Source organism: Pseudoxanthomonas sp. (assembly GCF_027498035.1).
In the GTDB taxonomy this organism is placed as follows: Bacteria; Pseudomonadota; Gammaproteobacteria; order Xanthomonadales; family Xanthomonadaceae; genus Pseudoxanthomonas_A.
This window is the reverse complement of sequence record NZ_CP114978.1, coordinates 3,080,119-3,105,681: the sequence shown is the minus strand read 5'-3', so window position 1 is coordinate 3,105,681 and position 25,563 is coordinate 3,080,119. Positions and strand designations below refer to the sequence as shown.

Here is a 25,563-nt window from a genome sequence, read left to right as displayed (position 1 = left end):
CCTTCAACATCGTCTCTCTGGAAGCTGCATGTCCCCGAACCGCCCGTTGCTGCTGTCGCTGTCCCTTGCCGCACTGTGTGCCTGCGCCAGTGCGCCGGCCCGGGCCGAGGCGCCGTTGAAGATCGGTCAGGTGCAGGGGCATGGCGCGGGCAGCGCGCTGGTCGGCAAGTCGGTGACGGTGGAAGGCACGGTGACGGCGGACTTCCGCGACGGGCTGGGTGGTTTCTTCCTGCAGGACGAAGGCGATGGCAATGACGGCACCTCCGATGCCGTGTTCGTCACTGCCGCGCCAGGCACGCCACTGCCGGACGTGCACGCTGGCCAGCGCTGGCAGATCACCGGTGTGGTCAACGAAACAGGCAGGGCACCCGACACCGTCACCACCCTGCAGCTGAGCCAGGCCCGCATGCTGGGCCCAGCGCTGGTGACGCCGCGCCCCAAGGTACTCACCGCACCACCGACGGATTGGGCCGCGCTGGAAGGCATGCGCGTGCGCATCGACGTGCCGCTGACCCTGGACGGCACCGACACCCGCTTCGGCCAGACCATCGCCAGCTTCGGTGGCCGCCTGTGGGCACCGTCCGAACGCGCGGTGGCCGGCAGCCCGGCGATGGCCGCGGTCATCGCCGACAACGCGCGCCGCCGGATCGTGCTGGACGACGGCAGCGACGCGCGTGATCCCAAGACCCTGCCCTATCTGCCGAATGGCCCGGTGCGTACCGGCTCCACTGCCACCGGCGTGACCGGGATCGTCGACTTCCGCCACGACGCCTGGCGCCTGCAGGTGACCCAGCCGCTCAAAGTCGAGGCGGCGGCGCGCCCGGCCCCGCCGCAGGTGCCGGGAAACCTGAAAATCGCCGTGTTCAACCTGGAAAACCTGTTCAACGGCGACGGCAACGGCGGCGGCTTCCCGACCCTGCGCGGCGCCAAGACGCTGGACGAATGGAAAGCCCAGGTCGCCAAACTGGTCGCCACCCTGACCCCGCTCGACGCCGACATCGCCGCGCTGATGGAGCTGGAGAACGACGGCTACGGGCCGCAGTCCTCGCTGGCCCAGTTCGTCGATGCGCTCAACGCCACCGGCAGCGACTGGCGGTACATCGACGCCGGCAGCGGCCCGGGCGACAACCCGATCCGGGTCGGCCTGATCTATCGCGCCTCGAAGGTCACGCCGGTCGGCAAGCCGGCGGTGCTGGAGGGCGGCCCGTTCGTCGAACACAGCCGCGTGCCGCTGGCGCAGGCCTTCCGTCGCGGGACCGGCCCGGTGTTCGTGGTCGCGGCCAACCACTTCAAGTCCAAGGGCTGCGGCCAGGCCGCTGGCTCCGATGCCGACCAGCACGACGGCGCCGGCTGCTGGAATGCGACCCGCACCGAATCGGCCCGCCGCGTCGACGCCTGGCTCAAATCCGATCCAACCGGGCAGCAGGCGACCCGCACCCTGATCGTCGGCGACCTCAACGCCTATGCGCAGGAAACCCCGTTGGTGACCCTGCGCGGCGCGGGCTGGGCCGATGCCTTCGCCGTGGCCAAGGTCGAGTCGCCCTACAGCTACGTCTACGACGGCCAGACCGGCCGCCTGGACCACGCGCTGCTGTCACCGGCACTCACTCCGCATCTGAAGGGCGCGGCCGAATGGCACGCCAACGCCGATGAGCCCTTCGGCGATGGCTACGAAGGCGCCGACGTCACCGGCCCGTGGCGCAGCTCCGACCACGACCCGATGCTGCTGGGCTTCGACCTGTAAGACTCAGTCCAGCGCGCAATGCGGGCGACGGCGCCAGTTCCACAGGTGCGCCGCGGCCAGCAGCAGGCTACCGCTGACGGTGATTGGGGTTTCCCAGGCATGCGAGGGAAACTCGAACGCACCGGCCATCAGCCCGGCCAGGCCCAGCGCCGCCATCGCAACCAACGGCAGCGGCAACGGGCGCAGCCGGTGTGCGCGCCACAGTGCAGCGCCGGCCAGCGGCAAGGCGATGCAGGCAAACAGCAGGTGCACCCATTCGGCCTGCGCCCAGCTGCCGAACACCGGCAGCAGCGCCGCCAGCACGGGCAATAACAGGCAATGCGCCAGGCACAGCGCGGACAGGCCGATGGCCGAGGCATCGCACATGGCGTGCGCGGAAGATGAAACCTTCATCGAGGGGGGATTCCAGAGTGGTGTTACACAATAACACTACACACCCTGTCAAGCCGCGCGATGTCAGCCCATGCCATGGCCGATCAGGGCGATGGCGACCACTGCCAGGGGGATCGCCAGCAGGTTGAGCCGGCCCAGGCGCTCGCGGAACACCAGTGCCCCGACCAGCGTCCCGACCACGACCACGCCGATGTTCATGGTGGCAAACACCGTTGCCGGCGCATGCGACAGCGCGCGGTGCGCGGCCAGGTACAGGCCGATGTTGGAGAAATTGAGCACGCCCAGCACCAGCCCGCCGACCGCGCTGCGCAGCTGCAGCCGTGCCGTGCCGTGCGCGTGACGCCACAGCTGCCAGGCCAGCATCGGCACGAAGGCGATGGCAAAGGTCGCCAGCAACGAGACCGAGAGCGGCGCGCCATCGGCGGAGATGCGCTTGAACAGCACGTCCGTCGTCGCCCAACCCACCAGCACCACCAGCGGCAGGCGCCAGTCGACCGCCTCGGGCGCCGCACCGGCGCGCGGACGCGCCAACAGGCAGGGAATCGCCAGCAACCCCAGCGCCAGACCCGCCAGCTGCACGCCACCGGCGCGTTGGCCGAACAGGGTGAAGGCCGCAACCAGCGACAGCAGCAGCGACAGCCGCTGGGCAATATCGGTACGGACGATGCCGGCGCGTCGCACCGACGCGGCCAGCACCAGGAACAATCCCGGCAGCAGCAGGCCCAGCAGCAGCCACCATCCCCACGACGCATGCGGTCCCTGCAGTTCCGCCAGCGGCGGATGCAGCAGGCCCAGCGCCAACAACGCGCCGGTCAGGTAATTCCAGGTCACCGCCTGCGGCACATCCAGCCGCAATCGCGGCGCCAGGCGGAACAGGACCGATACCGCCACGCTGCACAGCACGGCCAGGGCAAGCAACCACATCGGACAGCCACCGCAAGAATCCAGAGGCGTGCATTATCGCCGCGCGCCGGCAGTGCCGGTGGATCGCGTTGCCGTCAAAGCCTCTATTCGGGACGTGCCGCGTTGCGGTTACTGCGGCGGCGAGGCCAGTTCCTTCGCATCCAGGAAGCCATCGTGGTTGCGATCCTGCCTGGCAAAGCGCTGGTGCAGTTGCTCGACCAGCGCGGCACGCGTGATCGGCTTGCCGCGGCTGCCAGGCAGCTCGGCGCCTTCCAGCACGCCGTTATGGTCTGCATCGCGCGCATCGAAGGCGTAGGTCATCCACGCCACGTACTCCTCGACGCTGACACGCCCGTCGTGGTCGCTGTCCATGCGCGTCAGGTAATCGGCGGTGCCGGCCGGCACCTGGGCCATCGCCGGTGACACGCAGCAGCACAGGGCAATGAAGAGTCGTCGACGCATGCGGGGAGTGTGCCAGCACCGGCGCCCCTGGAAACAGCACGCCCCGGACAAGCCGGGGCGCGTGTCATCGGCAACCGCGCGGCTTCAATGCGCCAACGCGTAGCCCTTCAGTCGCTGCGAATAGGCCTGCAGCGAGGCGATGCCGCTTTCCTCGGCTTCCCTGCACCAGGCCTGCAGCTGGCGCAGGCGCTCGGCCGCGTCGTGCGAGCGCGCCTCCAGCACCGCAGCCAGGCGCTTGCGGTGCTCGACCAGCGCCTGCATGCGCGGGCGCTGGGCGACCCAGCTGTTGAGGGCGTCGCGCGCGTCGGGCTTGAGCCAGCGACCGTCGTCGACCAGGCCGCGACGCATCCGCCGTGGCAGCAGCTGGCGCAGCTTCTGCCCGGCCAGCGCGGCTTCTTCGGCCAGCACCGGCTTGAACACGTTGCGCTGGTAGTCGGTCATCGCCTGGAACCGGTGCGACAACAGCGCCTTGACCGTGTCAGCGTCGGGCACCGAGATGTTCGGCCGGATGTCCAGGCGCGGCGCCACACGCAGCACCTTGGCCAGGCCCACGGCTTCCAGGCCCTTGATCGCCGCCCAGCCGATGTCGAACTCCCAGCGGCGCATCGCGAAGCGGGCCGAACTGGGGAACGCATGGTGGTTGTTGTGCAGCTCTTCGCCGCCGATCCAGAACGCCCACGGGGTCAGGTTGGTCGAGGTGTCGGCCGATTCGAAGTTGCGGTAACCCCACCAGTGGCCCAGGCCGTTGACCACGCCGGCAGCCCAGAACGGGATCCACGCCATCTGGATTGCCCACAACGCGATGCCCGGCAGGCCGAACAACGCGAACTGCACGAACGCCAGCGTCACCGGACCCCAGGTCGCCAGCGGCGTATACAGGCGACGCTCGATCCAGTCTTCCGGCGCACCGCGGCCGTACTGTTCGATATCGGCACGCTGCCAGCGGGCTTCGCGGTACAGCTCCACGCCTTCCCAGAACACCTTGCGGATGCCCTTGGTCTGCGGGCTGTGCGGGTCTTCGTCGGTTTCGACCTTGGCGTGGTGCTTGCGGTGGATCGCCACCCACTCCTTGGTGATCATGGACGTGGTCAGCCACGTCCAGAACCGGAAGAAATGATTGAGCACCGGGTGGAAATCCACGCCGCGATGGGCCTGGCTGCGATGCAGGTACAGGGTCACCGAGAAGATGGTCAGCTGGACGCACACCAGCAGCACCAGCGCCAGCTCCCACCAGCTGAACTGCAGCAAGCCACCAGTGAGGAAATCGATCAGGGTCGGATGCATGTTTCCCCCTCCAGGGAACGCAGCGCCGGGCAAGGACCCGGTGCACCCACCCATCATGGCGCCTGGCCCGGCAAACTTCACCCGTCGCCTGCGTATGGCGTTCAGGCCGCGGGGGGTGGCGCCTGCTGGTGCGCGATCTCCTCGGTGACGATGCGCCGGATCTCCTCGATGATCGCCTCGGTCGAGCCTTCTCCGTACCCCACATGATGGCTGCCAACCCGGCCCCGGGGATCGATGATCCACAGGTTCGGGAACGCGTTGACCCCGTAGGCCTCCGAGATGTCGCCATCGCGGTCGCGCGCCTGGACCAGGCCGAAATCGCGCATCTGGCGCATCATCGCCCGGTAGTTTTCCGTGTCGTCCTGCGCATTGACCGCGATGACCTTCAGCCAGTCGCCGCCGACCTGCTTCTGCAATGCGTCCAATACCGGCAGTTCACGACGGCACGGCCCACACCACGACGCCCAGAAGGTCACCACGACCACCTTGCCGCGGTACTGGGCCAGATCGACCGGCCCGCTTTTCCAGCCTTGGCCGAGCGCGGTGGGCGCCAGGTCTCCGATCTCCGGTGGCGTCGCGGCATGGCTGGCGAAAGCGGCAACAAGCAGCAGGCAGGCGCCCCACACGGATCGAAGCATGGCATCCATTCCATTTTTTCCTTGATGTCCCCAGTCTAAGCTCACCGCCCCGCTGCCAGATAGAGATCCCACGCCCGATGTCCGTTGCGCCCATCCCCACGGGAACGCCCTTGATCGAACTGGACCGCGCCACCGTTGTGCGCGGCGACACTGCCGTCCTGGATGCACTGAGCCTGCGCATCGTGCTGGGCCAGCACACCGCGCTGCTGGGCCCCAACGGCTGCGGCAAATCGACCTTCATCAAGCTGATCAACCGCGAGCTGTACCCGCTGGCGCGCGAAGGCGAGGCGCCGGTCAAGGTGTTCGGCCTGAACCGCTGGAATGTGTCCCAGCTGCGCACGCGCCTGGGACTGGTCACCAGCGATGCCACCCGCGACCTGCAGGACATGCCGCACCTGAGCGTGGATGACGCGGTCGTCACCGGCTTTTTTGCCAGTTTCGTCCTGCCGATCGACCAGGAAGTCACCGCCGAGATGCGCACCAGGGCTGCCGAAGCCCTGCAGCGCGTCGGCGCGCAGGCGCTGTCCGGGCGCCTGGTCGCCGAGCTGTCCACCGGCCAGATGCGCCGGGTCCTGATCGCCCGCGCACTGGTCCACCAGCCACAGGCGCTGTTGCTGGACGAGCCCACCGCCGGCCTGGACCTGGTCGCACAACAGCAGTTCTGCACCCTGATGGGCGAGCTGGCGCGCCAGGGCATCACCCTGGTGCTGGTCACCCATCACCTGGAAGAAATCGTCCCGGAGATCGACCGCGTGCTGCTGATGCGCGAGGGCCGGATCGTCGCCGATGGCAGCCGCGCCCAGACCCTGACCGCCCCCCTGCTGTCACAGGTCTACGACGGCACGCTGTCGGTGCGCTGCGAAGGCGGCGTCTACCGCGCGGCAGCGCACTAAGCGGGCTTGCCCCTGTAGAGCGGAGCTTGCTCCGCTGCTCTTCGGACGGGCGCGGGGAAAGCCCCAGCGGAGTCCCCAAGATGGGATTGCCACAAGCTCCGCTCTATAGGGAGGCCGCCGGAAGCTCCGAGAAGACCGATGCGCGTACCCTCGCCCCATTCGTGACCTGACCCGCTCCAGCGCCGCCGCCATGCCCGAACTTCCCGAAGTCGAAACCACCCGTCGCGGCCTGGCCCCGCACCTGGAAGGCGCCATCGTGCGCGCGGTGCTGCAGCGGCGCGACGACCTGCGCTGGCCGATCCCCACCGAAATCCGCGTGCACCTGCCCGGCGCACGCATCGAGGCGGTGCGTCGCCGCGCCAAATACCTGTTGCTCGACACCCACGCCGGCAGCGCGCTGCTGCACCTGGGGATGAGCGGCAGCCTGCGGGTATTACCCGCGGCCACGCCGGTGAAGGCGCACGACCATGTCGACCTGGCACTGGAGGGCGGGCGGGTGCTGCGCTTCAACGATCCGCGCCGGTTCGGCAGCCTGCTGTGGCAGGCAACGGGCACGACCCATGCGCTGCTGCAGGGCCTGGGACCGGAGCCGCTGTCGGAGGACTTCGATGGCGAATTTCTGTTCGAGCGCAGCCGCGGCCGCAGCGCATCGGTCAAGACCTTCCTGATGGACCAGCGCATCGTGGTCGGCGTGGGCAACATCTACGCGGCCGAAAGCCTGTTCGAGGCCGGCATCCACCCGCTGCGTGCGGCCGGCAAGGTCTCCCGTGAGCGCTATGCGGCGCTGGCGACGGCGGTGAAAGACATCCTGGACCGTGCCATCCGACGTGGCGGCACAACCCTGCGCGACTTCATCAGCCCGGACGGGGCGCCGGGCTATTTCGAGCAGGAGTTGTGGGTCTACGGCCGCGGAGGCCAGCCCTGCAAAAAATGCGCCAATACGCTGAAAGAAGAGCAGATCGGCCAACGCACCACCGTCTGGTGCCCGCGTTGCCAACGTTGATCGGAAATTCGCCATTACAGTCGCGTATTGATACACGCGTCACGTTTCATGCGGCTATAGTCTGCGCTGCAGCCATGCACGGAGCGGAATCATGGAAGGCGGCGCCGATATCACTGTGTGGTTGGAATCCGCGCGTTCGGGTGACCGCGCGTCATTGGACCGCGTGCTGTCCACGCTCTACCAGGAGCTGCATTCCATGGCGCGCCGGCAGCTGGCCGGACACCAAGGCCACACGCTGGACGCGACCTCACTGGTCCACGAGTCCTATCTGAAACTACTTGGCGCCCGGGGCGGCGCCAAGTTCGACGACCGCGCGCACTTCTTCGCCTATGCGGCATCGTCGATGCGTTCAGTGGTCGTCGATTACGCACGCAGCCGGCTGGCGCGCAAGCGCGGCGGCGACCTCAAGCGCGTGGCCGAAATCCCTGAAGACGTGGAAAGCAATCTGCTGCGCCTGGACGAAACCACGCTGGCGCTCAACACCGCGCTGGACAAGTTGTCCGACGCCGATCCCCGGCTGGCCAAGGTGGTGGAGATGCGCTACTTCGCCGGCCTGTCCGAGCTGGAAATCGCCGACTTGATGCAGCGCTCGGAACGCAGCGTGCGACGCGACTGGCAGAAGGCGCGCCTGTTCCTGCTGGCGGCCATGCAGGACGAGTAGTCCGGGGGGCGCAGAGACGATGGACGCCGCCCAATGGCAACGCCTGTCGCCGATGCTGGACCTGCTGCTGGACATGAATGCGCAGCAGCGCGCCCACCAGCTGGACCTGATCCGCCGGGAAGACCCGTCCCTGGCCGATGAAATCAGCACGCTGCTGGCCCTGGAAGGCGACAGCGACGGGCAATGGCCGCCGCCCCTGCACGAGGCCCAACCACACCTGCACCAGGGCGCATGCGTAGGGCCCTATCGGCTGGAGCAGTTGCTGGGCGAAGGCGGCATGGGCATGGTCTGGGCCGCCAGGCGGGCCGACGGCAGCTATCAACGCCGCGTCGCGCTGAAGCTGTTGCATCCCGGGGTTGCCGATCATCGGCTCCGCCAGCGCTTCGCACGCGAACGCGACATCCTGGGGCGGCTGGAACATCCCAACATCGCGCGCCTGCTCGATGCCGGCGTGGGCGAACAGGGCCAGCCCTACCTGGCGCTGGAATATGTCGAAGGCGTGTCGATCACCGACTACTGCCAGCAGCACGCCCTGGGCGTGGAAGCCCGGCTGACACTATTCCGCCAGGTCTGCCTGGCGGTCAGCCACGCACACGCCAACCTGATCGTGCACCGCGACCTCAAGCCCTCCAACATCCTGGTCACCGCCAACGGCGATACGCGGCTGCTGGATTTCGGCATCGCCAAGCTGCTCGATTCGCCCGATGGCAGCAGTGCCCGCACCGAGGTGCGCGCCTTCACCCTGCACTACGCCGCGCCCGAACAGGTGCGTGGCGAGCCGGTGACCACGCGGACCGACGTGTACGCGCTGGGCGTGGTGCTGTGCGAACTGCTGGCCGGCGCCAAGCCTTACCGCCTGCACGGCGACAATCCGCTGGCCTGGGAACAAGCCATCATCGCGGTCGAGCCGATGCGTCCCTCGCAGGCGCTGCTGGCCGCCGTGCAGGAGAACACGCTGCAGCTCGACTATCGCCGCCAGGCCCGGCGCCTGCGCGGCGACCTGGACCGTATCGTGCTGAAGGCGCTGGCCAAGAAGCCCGAGCAGCGCTATCCCTCGACCGAGGCCCTGTCGGCCGACCTGCGTCGCCACCTGGAAGGCATGCCGGTGCAGGCGCAGCGACAAAGCATCGGCTATCGGCTGGGCAAGTACGTGCTGCGCCAGCGCTGGTGGCTGCTGGCCGGCGGCATGGCCGGGCTGGTGCTGCTGGGTGCGGCCGGCATCAGCCTGCGCCAGGCGCGCGAGGCCGTGCGCGAAGCGCAGCGCGCGCAGGCCATGCAGGATTTCGTGATCGGATTGTTCGACAACAGCGGCGCGACCGCGCGCGGGGACGGCTTCAACACCGGGACACTGCTCGATGCCGGCGTCGCCCGGGGTGCGCAGGAGCTGGCCGACCAACCGCTGGCCCATGCCGAACTGCTGAGCGTGGTCGCGCGGCTGCGGATCGGGCGTGGCGACTACGGGCAAGCGCTGGTGCTGCTGGACCAGGCCCGGTCGCTGCTGGTGGGCCAGCGCGATGCCTCGCCGCAACTGCGCCTGCAGATCGCCGCCCAGCATGGCCGCGCGCTGCGCCTGCTTGGCCGCGGCGACACCTGCACCAGCCAACTGGCCCCCCTTCTGCCGCTGGCCCGCACCCTGCAGGGCAGCGATGCCGAGGTTTCCGAATTCCTGTCCCAGTACGGGCGTTGCCTGCGCCTGCATGGCGACCTCACCCAGGCGCGCGACCTGTTCAACCGCTCGCTGGCACGTCGACAGGCACTGCACGACGAAGCCGGCGTGGCCGAGAACATGCTGGACCTGGCGTTGCTGGATACCGACATGGCGCGCGAGCAGGACGCCCTGGATGGTTTCCGCGCCGCATTGGATCACCTCGATCGCCATGTCGGCCGCGAACACCCGCTGGCGGTGGAAATCCTGCGCGCGCTCGGTGCCGCCTGGCGCGTGCGCGGCGACGCCGCCAACGCCCAGGCCAGCTATCGGCGGGCGCTGCAGATTTCCGAAAAAATCAACGGCCCCGGGCATCCGATCACGCTGGGGCTGCAGCGTCAGCTGGTGGCGCTGCAGGTGGACCTGGGGCACTACAAGCTGGCTTCGACCCAGATGCCGCCCCTGCTGGCGCAGACCGTGCAGACGATGGGTCCGCAACACCGCGAGACCGGGCTGGCGTGGAATACCGCCGGCATCATCGCCTGGGAGCGCGGCGACCTGGCCGCAGCGCGGTATGACATCGGCAAGGCCGTCGCCACCTGGCGCACGCCGGACGGCAGGACCCAGCTGGCTGGCGGCCTGTTCAACTACGGCATGGTCCTGCACGCCGACGGCCGCGATGACCAGGCTCTGGCCGCCCTGCGCGAGGCGCGCGCCCTGCGCGTCGCCAGCTTTGGCCAGTCACATCCGCTGGTCGGCGACACCGACCGCATGATCGGCGAGGTGATGGCCGACCGGGGCGACGCAGCGGCAGCGCAGCCGTGGTTCGAAAACGCCGTCAACCTCACCCGGCGCGGTTATCCGGCCGACCATCCACGCCGCCTGTTCGCCGAACTCTGGCTGGCACGCAACCAGGCACGCCTGGGCAACCTGGATGCCGCCCTGGGCACGCTGGACAGCCTGTCCCACCAGGTTGGCCACGGCAGCGAAATCCCCAGGCTGCGCTGGAGCGCGACCGCCTTCGCCGCCGAAGCGCGCTGCCAGGCAACGCCCTCGCAAACCGCGCTGCGGCCGCTGGATGCCCTGCTGGAACAGCTGAAGACCGAACAACCCGACGGCGGCGTGATCACGCGTGATGTGCTCGCCATCCGCGACCGCTGCGCCCAGCGCCTGCTGGCCATGCGGTCGTCAGCGCGGCGACGCCAGGTCAGAGCGGCAGCGGTGCCTGCACCGGCACCATCGCCGACTCGCCACGGGTGATCTTCTTGTACTCGGCGCGACTGACCGAAACATAGGATTCGTTGCCACCGATCTCCACCTGCGGCCCGTCCTGCAGCACCCGCCCATTGGCATCCACGCGCACGGTCATCGTCGCCTTGGCGCCGGTATGGCAGATGGTCTTGATTTCGGTCAGTTCGTCAGCCCAGGCCAGCAGCGCCTGGCTGCCTTCGAACAACTCCCCACGGAAATCCGTGCGCAGGCCGTAGCACAGCACCGGAATCCGGCGCTGGTCCACCACCTCGCTCAACTGCCAGACCTGCGCGCGAGCCAGGAACTGCGCCTCGTCCACCAACACGCAATGCAGTGGTCCCTGCGCGGCGATGTCGGCATCGACGACGCGCAACAGGTCGTCGCCAGCGGTGAACGCGGTGCCCTCGGCCCGCAGCCCGATCCGCGAGGCCACCACGCCCGTGCCCGCGCGGTGGTCCAGGCGCGGGGTCAGGATCAACACCCGCATGCCGCGCTCGCGGTAGTTGTGCGCCGACTGCAGCAACGTGGTGGTCTTGCCGGCGTTCATCGCCGAATAATAGAAATAGAGCTTGGCCATGGCTGCAATTCTAAGCGGCTGGCCGATGGGGCCAAGCCTGCTCGGCAGCAGGCTTGGCCCGGGTAAGACCACCTGCCGCACCCAGGGGCTTTCGCGGGAACGCCTCGCCCGGGTGCGCTGCGTTTACCCGGGCTACACACTGCGCTTTACGGTCAGGTCACAGGAAAGCCCCGGTCGAGCAGGCTGCGGCCGTACAACGGCGTCAGCGCGCACCGGTACAATGCGCGGCCCATGCACGGCCTCAATCCTCCACAACGCGCAGCGGTCCTGCACACCCACGGCCCTCTGCTGGTACTGGCCGGTGCCGGCAGTGGCAAGACGCGCGTGATCATCGAGAAGATCGCACACCTGATCGCGTCCAAGCGGATGCCGGCCAAGCGCATCGCGGCGATCACCTTCACCAACAAGTCGGCCAAGGAAATGCGCGAGCGCCTGGCCAAGCGGATCAAGGGCGAGGCGGCCGAAGGGCTGACCATCTGCACGTTCCACGCGCTGGGGCTGAAGTTCCTGCAGATCGAACACGCCGCGGCCGGGCTGAAACGCAACTTCTCCATCTTCGATGCCGACGATGCCAACGCGCAGTTCAAGGACCTGATGCCGGGCGCCAAGCCCGACGCGGTCGAACTGATGAAGAACCTGGTCTCGCGTGCCAAGAACGGCGGCCTGTCGCCGGAGCAGACCGCGGAACTGGCACGCAGCCCGCGCGAGGTGCAGGCCGCCGCGCTGTACGCGCGCTACCAGGCGCGCCTGGCCAGCTTCAATGCGGTGGATTTCGACGACCTGATCCGGCTGCCGGTGCAGATCCTGGAGAACAACCCGGAGATCACCGCCGGCTGGCGCGAACGCATCGGCTACCTGCTGGTGGACGAATCGCAGGACACCAACGACGCCCAGTACCGCCTGCTCAAGGCCATCGCCGGCCCGCGCGGCGACTTCACCTGCGTGGGCGACGACGACCAGTCGATCTATTCCTGGCGCGGCGCCAACCCGGAGAACCTGACCCAGATGGCGCAGGAGTATCCACAGCTGGAAGTGATCAAGCTGGAGCAGAACTACCGCTGCTCCAATCGCGTGCTGCGCGCGGCCAACGCGTTGATCGCCAACAACCCGCACGAGCATCTCAAGCAGCTGTGGTCCGACCAGGCCGATGGCGAGCGCATCCGCGTCTGGGAATGCCGCGACAACGACCACGAAGCCGAAAAGGTCGCTGCGGAAATCGCCTACCTGCAGACCGCCAAGCAGGTGCCGTGGAACGAGTTCTGCATCCTGTTCCGCGGCAACTTCCAGTCGCGCGTGATCGAAAAAGCGCTGCAGCTGCTGCGCATCCCGTATCACCTGACCGGCGGCACGGCGTTCCTTGAGCGCCAGGAAGTGAAGGATTCGCTGAGCTGGCTGCGGCTGGTGGCCAATCCGGACGACGACGCGGCGTTCCTGCGCGCAGTCCAGTCACCCAAGCGCGAAGTCGGTGCGACCTCGCTGGCCAAGCTGGCCGAGATGGCCCAGCTGCGGCACCTGCCGATGGCGCGCACCGCCGAGATCACCGGCGCGCTGCAGGCGCTGCCGCCGCGCGCGGCCAATGGCCTGGTCGCCTTCAACGATGCCCTGCAGGAACTGCGCGCGCAGGCGCCCAAGCTGCCGGCCGCCGACTTGGTGCGCCTGCTGGCCGAGCGCTCCGGCCTGCTGGCCGACCTGCGCGTGCAGTCCAAGGACGAGCCCTCGTTCCAGCGCCGCAAGGCCAACCTGGAAGAACTCGCCGACTGGTTCAGCGGCGGCCCACGCGGCGCGACCGCCGGTGACCTGGCCGCGCAGCTGGCGCTGCTGTCGCGCAACGACAAGGACGATGGCGGCAACCAGGTGCGGATGATGACCTTGCACGCGGCCAAGGGCCTGGAGTTTCGCTACGTGTTCATCGTCGGCTGCGAAGACGGCGTGCTGCCGCACGAGGCGGCGATGGAAGAAGGCTCGCTGGAGGAAGAGCGCCGGCTGATGTACGTGGGCATCACCCGCGCCAAGGAAGGGTTGTACCTGAGCCACAGCCGCACCACGCGCAAGTTCCGCGAACTGATGCGGCTCAAGCCCAGCCGCTTCATCGACGAGCTGCCGCAGGCCGAACTGCAACGCGACGGCGCCGACCCGGTGCTGGACGCGGCCAGCAAGCACGAGCGCGCCAAGGCCGGACTGGCCGCGATCCAGGCGCTGTTCGACGACTGACCGGCTTGCCTCTCCCTTTCGCGCAATGAAAGGGAAGGCACGGAAAACCTGGAGCTGCTCATGACGAACAGAAGCAGGGGCGTCCAGGCCTTCCCTAGGGCTGCGCGCCGGCGTCCGCTGGCGGAACCGGCGTTTCGGCCGGCCCTTCTGCGTCCACCAAAACGGGGACGGCCTGCGCCTGGAACACGACCTGCCTGACCAGCGCATCGGTCGCCTGCGAAGCCTTCGTGCTCGCGTTCGACCTTGTGACGACGGGCGATCGTGCCGGTGAAGAAGATGGCATCGGTGCGGTTAGAGACGACGCAGGCGCATGCGACGACGTGACCTGCCGCACCAGCGCATCGGTCGCCAGCGCGGCCGTCAACCGCGCAGGCGTCCTTGCATGGGCGGATGACGCCGATGACGTGGCGGGCAGCGTGGCCTGCTCGATCCGCGCCTCCGGCCCCTGCATGGCAGCGGCGACGTTGACCGGCGCCGTGGACGCAGCCGGGGTGGAGCTCGCGGAGCGCATCGGTGCCGGCGAGTTCGGGGCCGGTGTGACGACCTGCGCGACCATCGGCTGATCGGCCGTCACCGGCACTGCGGGAGCGGACGAACGTGTCGGCATGGGCGGCACGATGGGTTCCTCCCTCGCCCCCGCAACCGTCGCGGTCGGCGCCGCCGGTGTCACCTGTTCGACCAGCGCATCGGTCGCCTGCGCCGCGACCACGGGTGCCGGCATCACCGACGGGCGCCACGAGGGCGAGACGCAGGCCAGCGTGCGACCGTAGAACTCGGCGCTGACCTGTCCTTGCCGCACGAAGAAGGCCACGCCGGTGCGCCCGTACTTGAGCCCGGCATTGTTCGGTTCAACGAAGACGATGGCCCGCTCGCGGCCGAAACCCAGCACCGCGAACGCCGGGTCCAGCCGGCTGTAGAACGCGGCGGTGAGCGGCGTGCCCGTGCCCTTGCAGGCGAACGCCAGCTGGGTGCGCGCCACGGTCGTGGGATCCTGCAGCACCAGCTCGGCCAGGCGCGTGCGGATGGCCTCGGACACGCAGTCGCGCGGGTCGCTCGCCTTGAGGCAGGTGTCGCGATCGGCCTTCCACTGCTGCTCGGCCTTGGACAACCCCGCGCGATCAACGCCTCGGCGCAGGCGCGCGGCCAGATACGCCTCGTGGACCTGGCGGTCGAGCAAGGCCAGCTCAGGTTCGGCGCAGATCAGTTGCTGCAGCTCGGTCAGCGGCGTGTCCAGTGGCAGGATCGGCTCGCCTTCGACCGGCGGCTTGGGGCATTGGAATGAAGCCTTGATCGTGACCGGCGGCGCCGGCCCGTCCGGAATGCCATCCAGCGGGGACGACGGAACGACCGGTGCGGCGCGCGCCGTCGACGACTGGCGGTCGCAGCCGGCCAGCGCGACACACAGCAGGACGCCTGCCGGCAGGGTCATCCGCATGGGTTGGTTCCGCGTGGGCGCTTGCGCGCGTCAACAACGCTCACGCCGAAGGCGACGGCCTCAGGACAGCTGCCCGGGAGCGGCCTGGCCCGGCTGCAACAGCGCCAGGCATGCTTCGAGGTCGGCCACGCGCGCTTCAAGCTCGGCCACGCGCTGATCCAGCGCGCTGCTCCCGGCGGACGATGACGACGCCGGCATGCGGGCACTGATGGCGTCCACGTCCACCGGGCCGGACAGCAGGTGCATCCAGCGATCCTCGCGCTGGCCCGGACCGCGCGGGATCTGCACCACCAGCGCAGGCTCGCGCTGGGCCAGGCGCTCCAGGTGGTGGCGCGCGTCTTCAGCATCGGCGAAGTTCACCAGCCGCTCGGCGCGGGTCAGCAGTTCGTTGACCGTCTGCGGACCGCGCAACAACAGCAACCCCAGCAGCGCCACCTGCTGGTTGGGCAGACTGAAATGCTTGCCGGTGAGGTGCTCGTAACGGTCGGCGCGCGAGGAAAACTGCTGCCGGGCCAGGCCCAGCGACTCCAGCGCGCGCAGGCCGTGCTGGACCGCGCCGGCCTGCAGGCTCATGACCGGGTCACGCGCGGTTTTCTGGTTGGCGGCCGAGACCGCGGCGTTGACCGTCAGCGGGTAGACGTCCGGGGTAGTGGCTTCCTTTTCGATCAGGCAACCCAACAGGCGGGCCTGGGCGGCATCGAGCACGGGCAGCTCGGCGGCGTCATTCATGCGGGTCACTCCGGTACGGCGGGGCCGGCAAGGATAGCCGTCGCCCGCATCAGGCGCGGCGTCGCACTGAAGTCCGGCGGTCACGCCCAGCCGGTAAACTGGCGTTTCCTTTCGCGTCGACTTGGCCTTCCGTGACCCGACTCCGTCCGTTGCTTTTGAGCGCCTGCACCCTGCTGGCCCTGTCTGCCTGCAAAGGCACCGAACCCGCCGCGCCGGCGGCTTCCACGCCGGACGCCACGTCCAAGCCGGCCACCCAGCCGGTCCCGGCAACGCCCACCGCCGCGGCCGACGACAATCTCAACGCGGTCCTGTGGGTGCAGCGTTCGGCCGAATACCAGGCCAACGCGATCCAGACCTACCGCGCCGCGGCCGACCACCTGGACGCCGCGCTGAAAGCGAAGAACTGGGACGCGCTGGTGCCGGACGAACGCGGCAACGCCGCCACCGGCCTCAAGCCCGCCGTGGTCCTGGACGTGGACGAGACCGTGCTGGACAACTCGCCCTACCAGGCCCGCCTGATCGCCGACCACGCCCAGTACGACGAAGTCACCTGGGACCAGTGGGTCGCCGAGAAGAAGGCCAAGGCCGTGCCGGGCGTGGTCGAGTTCGCCAAGGCGGCCAACGCCAAGGGCGTGACCCTGCTGTACATCTCCAACCGCGCCGTGCACCTGAAAGACGCCACCATCGCCAACCTCAAGGCCGCCGGCCTGCCGGTAGCCGATGACAGCGTGTTCCTGGGCCTGGGCACCAACGTCCCGGGTTGCGAGCAGAACGGCACCGAGAAGAACTGCCGCCGCAAGCTGGCCGGGCAGAAGTACCGGGTGCTGATGCAGTTCGGCGACCAGCTGGGCGATTTCGTCCAGGTCGTGGCCAACACCGAGGAAGGTCGCCAGCAGCTGCTGGACCAGTATGGCGACTGGTTCGGTGAACGCTGGTGGATGCTGGCCGGCCCGACCTACGGGTCGTGGGAGCCGGCGCTGTTCAACAATGACTGGGACCAGCCGGTCGAGGCCCGCCGCGCCGCCAAGCGCGCCGCGCTGGAGCTGGCCCGATGAGCCAGCGGGCACCGTTGCAGCTGGACGTGCGTGATCGCCTGATCGTGGCACTGGACGAACCCACCGGCGCGCAGGCGCTGGCCTGGGTCGACCGGCTGGGCGATGCGGTGAGCTTCTACAAGATCGGCATGGAGCTGTTGGCTTCCGGCGATTACTTCACCGTGCTGGACGCGCTGGCCAAGCGCGACAAGAAGATCTTCGTGGACCTGAAGTTCTTCGACATCCCGGCCACGGTGGCCGGTGTGATTGCCGGGCTGTCGCGCTGGCCCGTGACCTTCGCCACCCTCCACGGCTGGCACGCGCCGATGCTGGAAGCCGCTGCCAATGCCCGCAGCGGCGAGCTGCGCCTGCTGGCAGTGACCGTGCTGACCTCGATGGACCGCGGCGACCTGGGTGCGATGGGCATCGACGCCGATCCGCGCGAGGTGGTGGTCCAGCGTGCATTGGCCGCGCAGGCCGCCGGCATCGACGGGGTGATCTGTTCGGGCCAGGAAGCTGCGTTGGTGCGCGCGGCGGCCGGCGCCGGGTTCGACATCGTCTGCCCGGGCATCCGCCCGGCTGGTAGCGCCATCGGCGACCAGAAGCGGGTGATGGGCGTGGCCGAAGCCTTCGCGGCAGGCGCCAACGCGATCGTGGTCGGCCGGCCGATCCGACAGGCCGCCGATCCGCGTGTCGCCGCCGAAGCCATGCAGTCAGAAATCGCAGCTCTCGTCAAATAAAACAATAACTTGTATCGCAATACTTCAAGTGTTGCCTCGCATCTGTTCAGACGTTAGGCTGTGCGCGTCCGGCCCTGCGCCGGCGTGCTGCTACAACCGTTGTCTTCCGGGTCCGACCCGGATTTACCAGGCCCGATGTCGTCACCGACCGGGCCTGTTTTTTTGCGGCCTGTCGCGTTTGGGGCCATCGCATTGCGAGGTCGGACGATTTCTCCCGGCCATTTCCTGCGCGCGTGATGGGCGGCCTTGCCGTCGCCGGCGGACACCCGCCAAGATGACCATTCCACAGGGGGTAATGCCATGTCCCAGGCCCAGCGCCTCACCGCCGCCGTCCTCGCCTGCGCCCTGGGCGCACTGGCCGCCTGCACCCAGCCCACCGCGCCGCAGGTGGCCGATACGCCCGACGGACCAGCTGCCACCGTGCGCCACCTGGCCCAGCTGCTCCAGGACAACGACCTGGCCGGATTTGCCAGGAGCGCCGTGCCGCCCCAGGACTACCGCACCTTCGCCGACGCCTGGCAGCACGACCTGAGCCGCTGGCCGCTGAGCGAGCTGCCATTGCCGGACAAGATCGTGCCGATGCTGGCCGCCCTATCGGCCAACGATGCCGAACGCCAGCTCGGCCAGGATTACGACCGCCAGCTGGCCGGACAGAGTGCAGACCTGCGCAACGCGGCCCAGACCCTGGGACTGTTCATCGGCCAATACGTGAAGACCCAGGGTGATTTCACTCCCAGCCAGCGTGCGCATTTCGGCCAGGTCATCCCGGTGCTGTCCACCTGGGCCCAGAGCGCACCGCTGGCCGATGCGCCGCGCGCCCACACCGCCCTGCGCAGCCTGGTCGCGGCCGCCCGCGATGCCCACATCGACAGCGACGCCGACCTGAAGGAAGCGGGCATGGAGCGCGCGCTCGCCCAGCTCGACCCGTTCCTGGCCGCCTTCAAGGGCGTGCTGTCCGATTACGGCCTGCCGCTGGATGACAGCCTGGCCCAGCTGCAGACCGGCACGGTGACGACCAAGGACGATGTCGCCATGGTCGCCGTGACCTATCCGCTGGCCACCAAGCCCATCCAGCTGACCGTAACCCTGCGCCGACAGGCCGGGCACTGGTACGTGGCCGACTACATGGACCAGGCCGCGGCGCTGCGCAAAACCCTGCAGGAAAGCCCGGAACCACCGGCCGATCCGGCCCCGCCGGCGACCTTGCCTCCCTCATCGGACGGCAAGGTCGCGCAAGCGGTGCGGACGGCGATCGGGGGCCATTGGGCATAATGATGCCGATGCCCGAACAGAATCCCCTGCCCTTCCCGGACGGCAAAGGCCCGGAAGAACAGCGACCGACCGTCGCCGACACCCAGGCCGCGTCCGCTCCGTCGCCCGCGCCTGAAGACGCCACACCGGCTTCCCCGCAGCTGCCGATCCCGGTCTCCGCAACCGATCGGCCGGCCCGGCAAGACGCCGCTGTGGGCGCGCCTGATGCACAAGCTGGTCGATCCCTGGGTCAACATCGACATCGAACCCGAGGCACCCAGCGCGCTGATCGACAGCCGCCCGGTCTGCTACGTACTGGAAGACTACGGCCTGTCCAACGCCCTGATCCTGGACCGTGCCTGCCAGGCCGCCGGGCTGCCCTCGCCGTTGCTGCCGATGCCGGGCGACCCGATCCGCCGCAAGCGCGCCTACCTGGCCCTGTCGCGGCGCAACGCCAGCACCCTGATCCCCGAGGCCGGCAGCACCAAGACCCACTCGGATTCACTGGCGCGGCTGCTGCAGGCCCATCGCCACAACCTGGCCCTGGACGTGCAGCTGGTGCCGGTCTCGATTTTCGTCGGTCGCTCGCCGGACAAGGCCAGCGGCTGGTTCTCGGTGCTGTTCTCGGAAAACTGGGCGCTGGTAGGCCGCTTCCGCCGGCTGCTGGCGATCCTGCTCAACGGCCGCACCACCATCGTGCGGTTCTCGCCGCCGGTGTCGGTGCGCGATTCGATCGAAGAGCAGCTCCCGCCCGAACGCACCGTGCGCAAGCTTTCGCGCGTGCTGCGCACCCACTTCCACCGCATCCGCGAATCGGTGATCGGCCCTGACCTGTCCACCCGCCGCCTGCTGGTGGACCAGGTGCTGGCCGCCGATCCGGTCAAGGACGCCATCGCCGACCAGGCCCGCCGCGACAACATCAAGCCGGAAGACGCGTGGAAGAAAGCCCACGCCATGGCCTGGGAAATCGCCGCCGACTATTCCAACCCGGTGGTGCGTTCGGCCAGCTTCCTGCTGAGCCACGTCTGGAACCGCATCTACGCCGGCGTGCTGGTCCACCACCTGGACAAGCTCAAGGAAGCCGCGCCCGGGCACGAAGTGGTCTACGTGCCCAGCCACCGCAGCCACATGGACTACCTGCTGCTGTCCTACCTGCTGTACGAACGCGGCATCGTGCCGCCGCACATCGCCGCCGGCATCAACCTCAACCTGCCGGTGATCGGCACGCTGCTGCGCAAGGGCGGCGCGTTCTTCATGCGCCGGTCGTTCCGCGGCAATCCGCTGTATTCGGCGGTGTTCACCGAGTACGTGGCCCAGCTGGTCTCGGGCGGTTACTCGCTGGAGTACTTCATCGAAGGCGGGCGCTCGCGCACCGGCCGGCTGGTCCCGCCCAAGGGCGGCATGATCTCCATGACCGTGCGCGCTTACCTGCGCCAGCCACGCAAGCCGGTGCTGTTCCAGCCGGTCTACATCGGCTACGAGAAGCTGATCGAAGGCAACAGCTACCTGGACGAACTGTCCGGCCGTCCCAAGCAGAAGGAATCGATCTGGGTCCTGCTGTGGAACATCCCCAAGATCCTGCGCCGCAATTACGGCCAGGTGGTGGTGAACTTCGGCGAACCCATCGCGCTGAGCCAGGTCCTGGCGCAGCGCGCGCCCGACTGGAGCGGCGAGCCGCTCAAGGAAGACGAAAAACCCAGCTGGCTGGGCGAGGTGGTCGATGCGCTGGCCACCGACATCCACACCCGCATCAACGGCGCGGCCGACGTCAATCCGATCAACCTGCTGGCGCTGGCACTGCTGTCCACGCCCAAGCACGCGATGGCCGAAGCCGACCTGATCGCGCAGATCGAGCTGTCCAAGACCCTGCTGGCGGAACTGCCGTATTCGGACCGGGTCACCGTGTCCCCGCACAGCCCCGAGCGGATCATCGCCCACGGCCTGGAGATCAACGTCCTGCGCCGGATCTCCCACCCGCTGGGCGATGTGCTGGACGTGGTCGACGAAGACACCGCGGTGCTGCTGAGCTACTACCGCAACAACGTGCTGCACCTGTTCACCGCCGCGGCGTGGATCGCCTGCTGCTTCCAGAACAACCGCCGCATGTCGCGCCAGCGCCTGGTCGGACTGGGCGTGCAGCTGTATCCGTTCCTGCAGGCCGAGCTGTTCCTGCCGTGGACCTCCGAGCAGTTTGCCGAGCGCATCGAGCGCACCATCGACGTGTTCGTCGAGGCGCACCTGCTCGAGCAGGTAGGCGATGACGACGGCGGCATCCTGCAGCGCAACGCCGGCCAGACCGACGAGGTGTTCCGCCTGCGTGCGATCGGCCACTCGCTGCAGCAGGCCTTCGAGCGCTATTACATTGCCATCTCGGTACTGGTGAAGAACGGCCCGGGCGTGCTCGGCACCGCCGAACTGGAAAGCCTGTGCCAGCAGGCCGCCCAGCGCCTGAGCCTGCTGTATGCGCCGGCCGCGCCGGAGTTCTTCGACAAGACCCTGTTCCGTGGCTTCATCCAGAAGCTGCGCGAGCTCAAGCTGGTCTGGCCCGACGAGAACAGCAAGCTGCGGTTCGACGCACGCCTGGATGCCTGGGCCCGCGATGCCAAGGTCATCCTGGGCCGCGAGTTGCGCCACACCATCGAACGGGTCAGCCCCGAGGCCGCGCGCCCCGAACCGGTCCCGGGACCCGTCCGAGTGACTCCATGAAAAAGGCGCCGCACGGCGCCTTTTTCGTCTCCGCAGGCGGCGTGGATCAACCCAGCATCGGGAACGCCTGGACCAGCCAGGCATGGGCCGCTTCGCCGAGCTCCGGCTGGCGTACCAGGTCCGCCAGCGGCGAGTCGCTGGCGCACAGGCCGGGCAGGTCTTCGCAGACCAGCGCCATGCGCAGGGTCGCGGTGCCGCCGGGCAGGATCGCCGGGGGCAGGTATTCGCGGAACCCGTAGAAGGCGAACAGGTCGTGCAGCTCCGGCGCGCAGCTGATCAGGCCGAAGCGCACGCCCGAATCGCGTGCCAGCCGGTAGGTTTCGCGCATCAGCAGGTCGATGACCGGACGGGTCCGGTAGTCGGCCAGCACCGCCAGGCCCGCGCCGACCACGAGGCTTTCCGCCGGCCAGTTGCTGGCGAAACGCTCCAGGTGGAGCAGCGCGCCCAGCTCGCCACGCACCTGCAGGGCGCCCGCGGCATGAATGCGCAGCGCAGCGACCAGGTCTTCGCCATCGGCCACCGCCACGCTGCTGCCGCTGACCTCAGGAGCCTGGTCGTCCAGGGCCAGGCCGTGGCCCTGTTCGTCGTCCAGGCGGCGACGCAGGGCGGCAAGCGCAGCCCCCCCCTGGCCCGGGCCGAAACGCACGGCCTGGAGCGCTGGTTGGGGATCGGGCAGGAACACACCGACTGCCGCAGTGGAAGCGACCGGATACATGGAACACCGTGGGCGCCCGGACGGCCCGGGTCGAATACCCAGATCCAAGCAAACATCGCGCCAATGGAGGCGACCGGCGATAAGCCCCGGAACCACCACGTGGGGGCGTCCCGGTCCACGCCCACCGATGCACCAACCTGACGCCACGCGTCATTCGTGGCGCGGAACTGCCGCAATCCGCACCGGCCCGTTCAGGCCGGCTCGTCGGGAATCAGTGCGCTCTCCAGCCGGGTGATGCAGTCCTTGAGCCACAGCTTGCGCTTCTTCAACCGCTTGACCGTCAGCTCGTCAGCCTGGATCTCGGCCGTGCGCTGGGCGATCTCCGCGTCCAGGTCGCGGTGCTCGCGCCGCAACGCATTGAGACGGGAGACGACCTCGGTGGTAGGGATGGTGTTGTCCACGGGCCGAGCATACCGCCGTATCCCGCCCGTGCCACGCGGCCGGCCGCTGGGGTTGCCGGTATGATCGCCCACGCCAGGGCGGTGGGGAGCCGCTCGGCAGGGGACCTGCACCGGGAATGACCACCGCCATGCGCGGTGCCTGTGCGTGGCCCTTCCACCATGACTTTCCTGCGCCGCACGCGCGGCCGCTGGACAAGGAGCTTCGATGCGCCAGACCCTGCCCCTGATCGCCCTGTCCCTGGCCTGGCTGGTGGCCTCGCCACAGGCCCCTGCCAAGGAGAAGTTCGCCGGCTACCTGTGCTGCAACATGCGCAGTTACGAGGGCTGGATCAGCGACAGCAACTATGTCGAGGACACCAGCGTGATGCTGCCTGCGGGCACGCCGGTCAGCGTGGTCGGCTATGGCGGTGACCAGGTCAAGGTGCGCATCGACGGCAAGCGCCAGGACATCGGCAATGACTACAGCCGCGATCTGGACATCCAGACCTTCGCCCGCCGCTACGTGGTCGCACAGGACCCGAGGGAAAAGATCGCCGGCTACCCGGCCAGGATCCAGTCGGCCATCGCCGCCAGCAAGGTCACCGCCGGCATGAGCCGCGAACAGGTGCTTGTCGCCCTGGGCTATCCCATGGCCAGCGAGAACCCCGACCTGCAGGCCGACACCTGGAAGTACTGGCTGCAGAGCTTCACCGAGTTCCACGTGCTGTTCGCCGCCGATGGCACGGTGCGCGATGTGGATGCCGAATCGGCAACCCGCCGCCGGGTGTGGCTGGACTGAGGCCCGACCACCGCATCGTCACCCGTGGCAGGTCGCTAGACTGGGCGCCGCATGTCCCGATCCCTGCCCCTGCACGTCCTTGACGACCCGGCCCCGCGCCGCGATCCCACCACGCGTGGCTCCGGCGAACAGGCCAAGCTGGCAGTGCACTTGCGACGCCAGGTCGGCCAGGCCATCGCCGATTACGGGATGATCCAGGCCGGCGACAAGGTCATGGTCTGCCTGTCCGGTGGCAAGGACAGTTACACCCTGCTGGACATGCTGCTGCAGCTGCAGAAAAAGGCCCCGGTGCCGTTCGAACTGGTCGCGGTCAACCTGGACCAGAAGCAGCCCGGCTTCCCCGAACATGTGCTGCCGCAGTACCTGGAGGCGCTCGGCGTGCCGTTCCAGATCATCGAGCAGGACACCTATTCGGTGGTCAGCCGAGTGGTCCCGGAAGGCAAGACGATGTGCTCGCTGTGTTCGCGCCTGCGCCGCGGCGCGCTGTACGCCCATGCGGCGAAGCACGGTTTCACCAAGATCGCCCTGGGCCACCATCGCGACGACATGGTGGCCACCTTCTTCATGAACCTGTTCCACCACGCCAAGCTGGCCGCGATGCCGCCCAAGCTGCTGTCCGACGACGCTCGCCACGTGGTGATCCGGCCGCTGGCCTATGTGCGCGAAGCCGACATCGTCGCCCATGCCCAGGCACGTCGGTTCCCGATCATTCCCTGCAACCTGTGCGGCAGCCAGGAGAACCTGCAGCGACGGCGGATCGGCCAGATGCTGCAGCAATGGGACCGCGATACGCCCGGACGGGTGGACCAGATCGCGCGTGCCCTGGCCGATGTGCGACCGGCGCAGCTGGCGGATCCGAAGCTGTTCGATTTCGCCGCGCTGGCAGCCCGGCCGCACGCGGATGCGCCGACCGATGGCTGACCCCTCGTCGTAGGACTGGCCCGATTCCTGTAGAGCCGAGCTTGCTCGGCTGAAGCTTTCCCGGTGAGGCCCCAGCCGAGCAAGCTCGGCGCTACAGTGAGGTCATCGCGACGACCCGATCCGGGACCGCCGCCGCCCCGGCCTGTCAAGGCTGTCCGGGGCGGGCCCAAGCGGCGATAATCGACGACCCTCTTCCGCGCCGGGCGCTGCTTGCAGCCGCGCCGCGCCACTTCACGGTCCCCCACATGTTCTTCCGCAACCTGACCCTGTTCCGCTTCCCCACTTCGCTGGATTTCTCCGAACTCGACGCCCAGGTGGCGCAGGCCCCGCTCAAGCCGGTCGGCCCGCTGGAAATGAATTCGCGCGGCTTCATCAATCCGTTCGGCCGCAGCGAGGACGTCGCCACCCATCGCGCCGAAGACGCGATATGGGTCAGCGTGGGCGGCGAGGACAAGATCCTGCCCGGCGCGGTGGTTAACGACCTGCTGGCGCGCAAGCTGGACGAAATCGAAGCCAAGGAAGGGCGCCGCCCCGGTGGCAAGACCCGCAAGCGCCTCAAGGACGACCTGCTGCACGAACTGCTGCCGCGCGCCTTCGTCAAACCCTCGCGCATCGACGCGCTGCTGGACCTCAAGTGCGGCTTCATCGCCGTCGATGCCTCCTCGCGCAAGAGCGCCGAGAACGTGGTGTCCGAACTGCGCGGGGTGATGGGCAGCTTCCCAGCCATGCCGGTCAATGCCGAAGTGGCGCCGCAGTCCATCCTGACCGGCTGGATCGCCGGCGAGCCCCTGCCCGAAGGCCTCAGCCTGGGCGAGGAATGCGAAATGAAGGACCCCATCGACGGCGGCGCCATCGTCAAATGCCAGCACCAGGAACTGCGCTGCGAAGAAATCGACAAGCACCTGGAAGCCGGCAAGCAGGTGACCAAGCTGGCGCTGATTCTGGACGATCACATTTCCTTCGTCCTGGGTGATGACCTGATCGTGCGCAAGCTCAAGTTCCTGGAAGGCGCCGTGGACGAACTGGAAAACAGCCAGGGCGACGACCTGCGCGCCGAGCTGGAGGCACGCTTCGTGCTGATGGCCGCCGAGGTGCGCCGCCTGTTCGTGATCCTGGAAGGCGCACTGAAGCTCAGCAAGGTCGAATAAGCGCAGCAAGCGCTGTCAAACGACGGTCCCATCGGCGCCC

General features: G+C 68.5%; 22 protein-coding genes and 1 pseudogene. 13 read left to right on the top strand and 10 right to left on the bottom strand.

What is annotated here, in order from left to right; genetic code table 11:
• The first annotated feature begins 28 nt into the window (after window positions 1-28).
• Complete coding sequence (locus tag O8I58_RS13490; RefSeq protein ID WP_298316987.1) at window positions 29-1,744, top strand: ExeM/NucH family extracellular endonuclease; 1,716 nt, start codon at window positions 29-31, stop codon at window positions 1,742-1,744.
• A gap of 3 nt (window positions 1,745-1,747) precedes the next feature.
• Here O8I58_RS13490 and O8I58_RS13485 read toward each other — a convergent pair whose 3' ends face one another.
• The 5 genes from O8I58_RS13485 to O8I58_RS13465 form a co-directional block, all read right to left on the bottom strand.
• Window positions 1,748-2,137 (bottom strand): MerC domain-containing protein, encoded by a 390-nt coding sequence (locus tag O8I58_RS13485; RefSeq protein ID WP_298316985.1) that lies wholly within the window; start codon window positions 2,135-2,137, stop codon window positions 1,748-1,750.
• Between the two features lie 63 nt (window positions 2,138-2,200).
• A complete protein-coding gene (locus O8I58_RS13480; protein ID WP_298316983.1) occupies window positions 2,201-3,061 on the bottom strand; it encodes an EamA family transporter in 861 nt (286 codons plus the stop codon).
• A 108-nt stretch (window positions 3,062-3,169) separates the two neighbouring features.
• A complete protein-coding gene (locus O8I58_RS13475) occupies window positions 3,170-3,454 on the bottom strand; it encodes an EF-hand domain-containing protein (protein WP_298322978.1) in 285 nt (94 codons plus the stop codon).
• 132 nt (window positions 3,455-3,586) lie between these two features.
• Window positions 3,587-4,786, bottom strand: a complete 1,200-nt coding sequence (locus O8I58_RS13470; RefSeq protein ID WP_298316981.1) for a DesA family fatty acid desaturase — start codon at window positions 4,784-4,786, stop codon at window positions 3,587-3,589.
• A 101-nt stretch (window positions 4,787-4,887) separates the two neighbouring features.
• Window positions 4,888-5,433, bottom strand: coding sequence for a TlpA family protein disulfide reductase (locus O8I58_RS13465; protein WP_298316979.1), 546 nt, complete (start codon window positions 5,431-5,433; stop codon window positions 4,888-4,890).
• Between the two features lie 68 nt (window positions 5,434-5,501).
• Here O8I58_RS13465 and O8I58_RS13460 point away from each other — a divergent pair, with 68 nt between their 5' ends.
• The 4 genes from O8I58_RS13460 (at window position 5,502) to O8I58_RS13445 (ending at window position 10,886) form a co-directional block, all read left to right on the top strand.
• Window positions 5,502-6,317 (top strand): ABC transporter ATP-binding protein, encoded by an 816-nt coding sequence (locus O8I58_RS13460; RefSeq protein ID WP_298316976.1) that lies wholly within the window; start codon window positions 5,502-5,504, stop codon window positions 6,315-6,317.
• Between the two features lie 190 nt (window positions 6,318-6,507).
• Complete coding sequence (mutM, locus tag O8I58_RS13455; RefSeq protein ID WP_298316972.1) at window positions 6,508-7,320, top strand: bifunctional DNA-formamidopyrimidine glycosylase/DNA-(apurinic or apyrimidinic site) lyase; 813 nt, start codon at window positions 6,508-6,510, stop codon at window positions 7,318-7,320.
• 91 nt (window positions 7,321-7,411) lie between these two features.
• A complete protein-coding gene (locus O8I58_RS13450; RefSeq protein ID WP_298316970.1) occupies window positions 7,412-7,981 on the top strand; it encodes an ECF-type sigma factor in 570 nt (189 codons plus the stop codon).
• Window positions 7,982-8,000: 19 nt separating this feature from the next.
• Window positions 8,001-10,886: a serine/threonine-protein kinase gene (locus O8I58_RS13445; RefSeq protein WP_298316967.1), complete on the top strand. Its 2,886-nt coding sequence runs from the start codon at window positions 8,001-8,003 to the stop codon at window positions 10,884-10,886.
• Here the strand turns inward: O8I58_RS13445 and O8I58_RS13440 are convergent.
• Window positions 10,834-11,454: a thymidine kinase gene (locus O8I58_RS13440; protein WP_298316964.1), complete on the bottom strand. Its 621-nt coding sequence runs from the start codon at window positions 11,452-11,454 to the stop codon at window positions 10,834-10,836. The genes O8I58_RS13445 and O8I58_RS13440 overlap by 53 nt on opposite strands.
• A gap of 231 nt (window positions 11,455-11,685) precedes the next feature.
• On the opposite strand from O8I58_RS13440, the gene O8I58_RS13435 reads away from it, so the two are divergent.
• On the top strand, window positions 11,686-13,665 hold the full coding sequence (locus tag O8I58_RS13435) for a UvrD-helicase domain-containing protein (RefSeq protein ID WP_298316960.1): 1,980 nt from the start codon (window positions 11,686-11,688) through the stop codon (window positions 13,663-13,665).
• Between the two features lie 94 nt (window positions 13,666-13,759).
• Here O8I58_RS13435 and O8I58_RS13430 read toward each other — a convergent pair whose 3' ends face one another.
• Complete coding sequence (locus tag O8I58_RS13430) at window positions 13,760-15,100, bottom strand: lysozyme inhibitor LprI family protein (RefSeq protein ID WP_298316958.1); 1,341 nt, start codon at window positions 15,098-15,100, stop codon at window positions 13,760-13,762.
• Window positions 15,101-15,160: 60 nt separating this feature from the next.
• Window positions 15,161-15,829, bottom strand: coding sequence for a YceH family protein (locus O8I58_RS13425; RefSeq protein ID WP_298316956.1), 669 nt, complete (start codon window positions 15,827-15,829; stop codon window positions 15,161-15,163).
• Between the two features lie 131 nt (window positions 15,830-15,960).
• On the opposite strand from O8I58_RS13425, the gene O8I58_RS13420 reads away from it, so the two are divergent.
• From O8I58_RS13420 to plsB, 4 genes and pseudogenes are all read left to right on the top strand, one after another.
• A complete protein-coding gene (locus O8I58_RS13420; protein ID WP_298316954.1) occupies window positions 15,961-16,884 on the top strand; it encodes an HAD family acid phosphatase in 924 nt (307 codons plus the stop codon).
• Entirely contained in the window at window positions 16,881-17,603 is a 723-nt protein-coding gene (pyrF, locus tag O8I58_RS13415) for an orotidine-5'-phosphate decarboxylase (protein WP_298316952.1), read from the top strand. Before O8I58_RS13420 ends, pyrF begins: the two co-directional genes overlap by 4 nt.
• A 300-nt stretch (window positions 17,604-17,903) precedes the next feature.
• Entirely contained in the window at window positions 17,904-18,875 is a 972-nt protein-coding gene (locus tag O8I58_RS13410; protein WP_298316950.1) for a hypothetical protein, read from the top strand.
• Window positions 18,875-21,560 (top strand): annotated as a pseudogene (plsB, locus tag O8I58_RS13405) (glycerol-3-phosphate 1-O-acyltransferase PlsB). The gene O8I58_RS13410 and the pseudogene plsB overlap by 1 nt, the downstream one beginning before the upstream one ends.
• A gap of 46 nt (window positions 21,561-21,606) precedes the next feature.
• Here plsB and O8I58_RS13400 read toward each other — a convergent pair.
• Both O8I58_RS13400 and O8I58_RS13395 read right to left on the bottom strand, forming a co-directional pair.
• Entirely contained in the window at window positions 21,607-22,275 is a 669-nt protein-coding gene (locus O8I58_RS13400) for a hypothetical protein (RefSeq protein ID WP_298316948.1), read from the bottom strand.
• Between the two features lie 191 nt (window positions 22,276-22,466).
• Window positions 22,467-22,676, bottom strand: coding sequence for a YdcH family protein (locus O8I58_RS13395; protein ID WP_298316946.1), 210 nt, complete (start codon window positions 22,674-22,676; stop codon window positions 22,467-22,469).
• A gap of 205 nt (window positions 22,677-22,881) precedes the next feature.
• Here O8I58_RS13395 and bamE point away from each other — a divergent pair, with 205 nt between their 5' ends.
• The 3 genes from bamE (at window position 22,882) to O8I58_RS13380 (ending at window position 25,523) form a co-directional block, all read left to right on the top strand.
• Window positions 22,882-23,454, top strand: a complete 573-nt coding sequence (bamE, locus tag O8I58_RS13390) for an outer membrane protein assembly factor BamE domain-containing protein (protein ID WP_298316943.1) — start codon at window positions 22,882-22,884, stop codon at window positions 23,452-23,454.
• Between the two features lie 51 nt (window positions 23,455-23,505).
• Window positions 23,506-24,375: a tRNA 2-thiocytidine(32) synthetase TtcA gene (gene ttcA / locus O8I58_RS13385; protein ID WP_298316940.1), complete on the top strand. Its 870-nt coding sequence runs from the start codon at window positions 23,506-23,508 to the stop codon at window positions 24,373-24,375.
• 245 nt (window positions 24,376-24,620) lie between these two features.
• Window positions 24,621-25,523 (top strand): recombination-associated protein RdgC, encoded by a 903-nt coding sequence (locus O8I58_RS13380; RefSeq protein ID WP_298316937.1) that lies wholly within the window; start codon window positions 24,621-24,623, stop codon window positions 25,521-25,523.
• Window positions 25,524-25,563 lie beyond the last annotated feature (40 nt).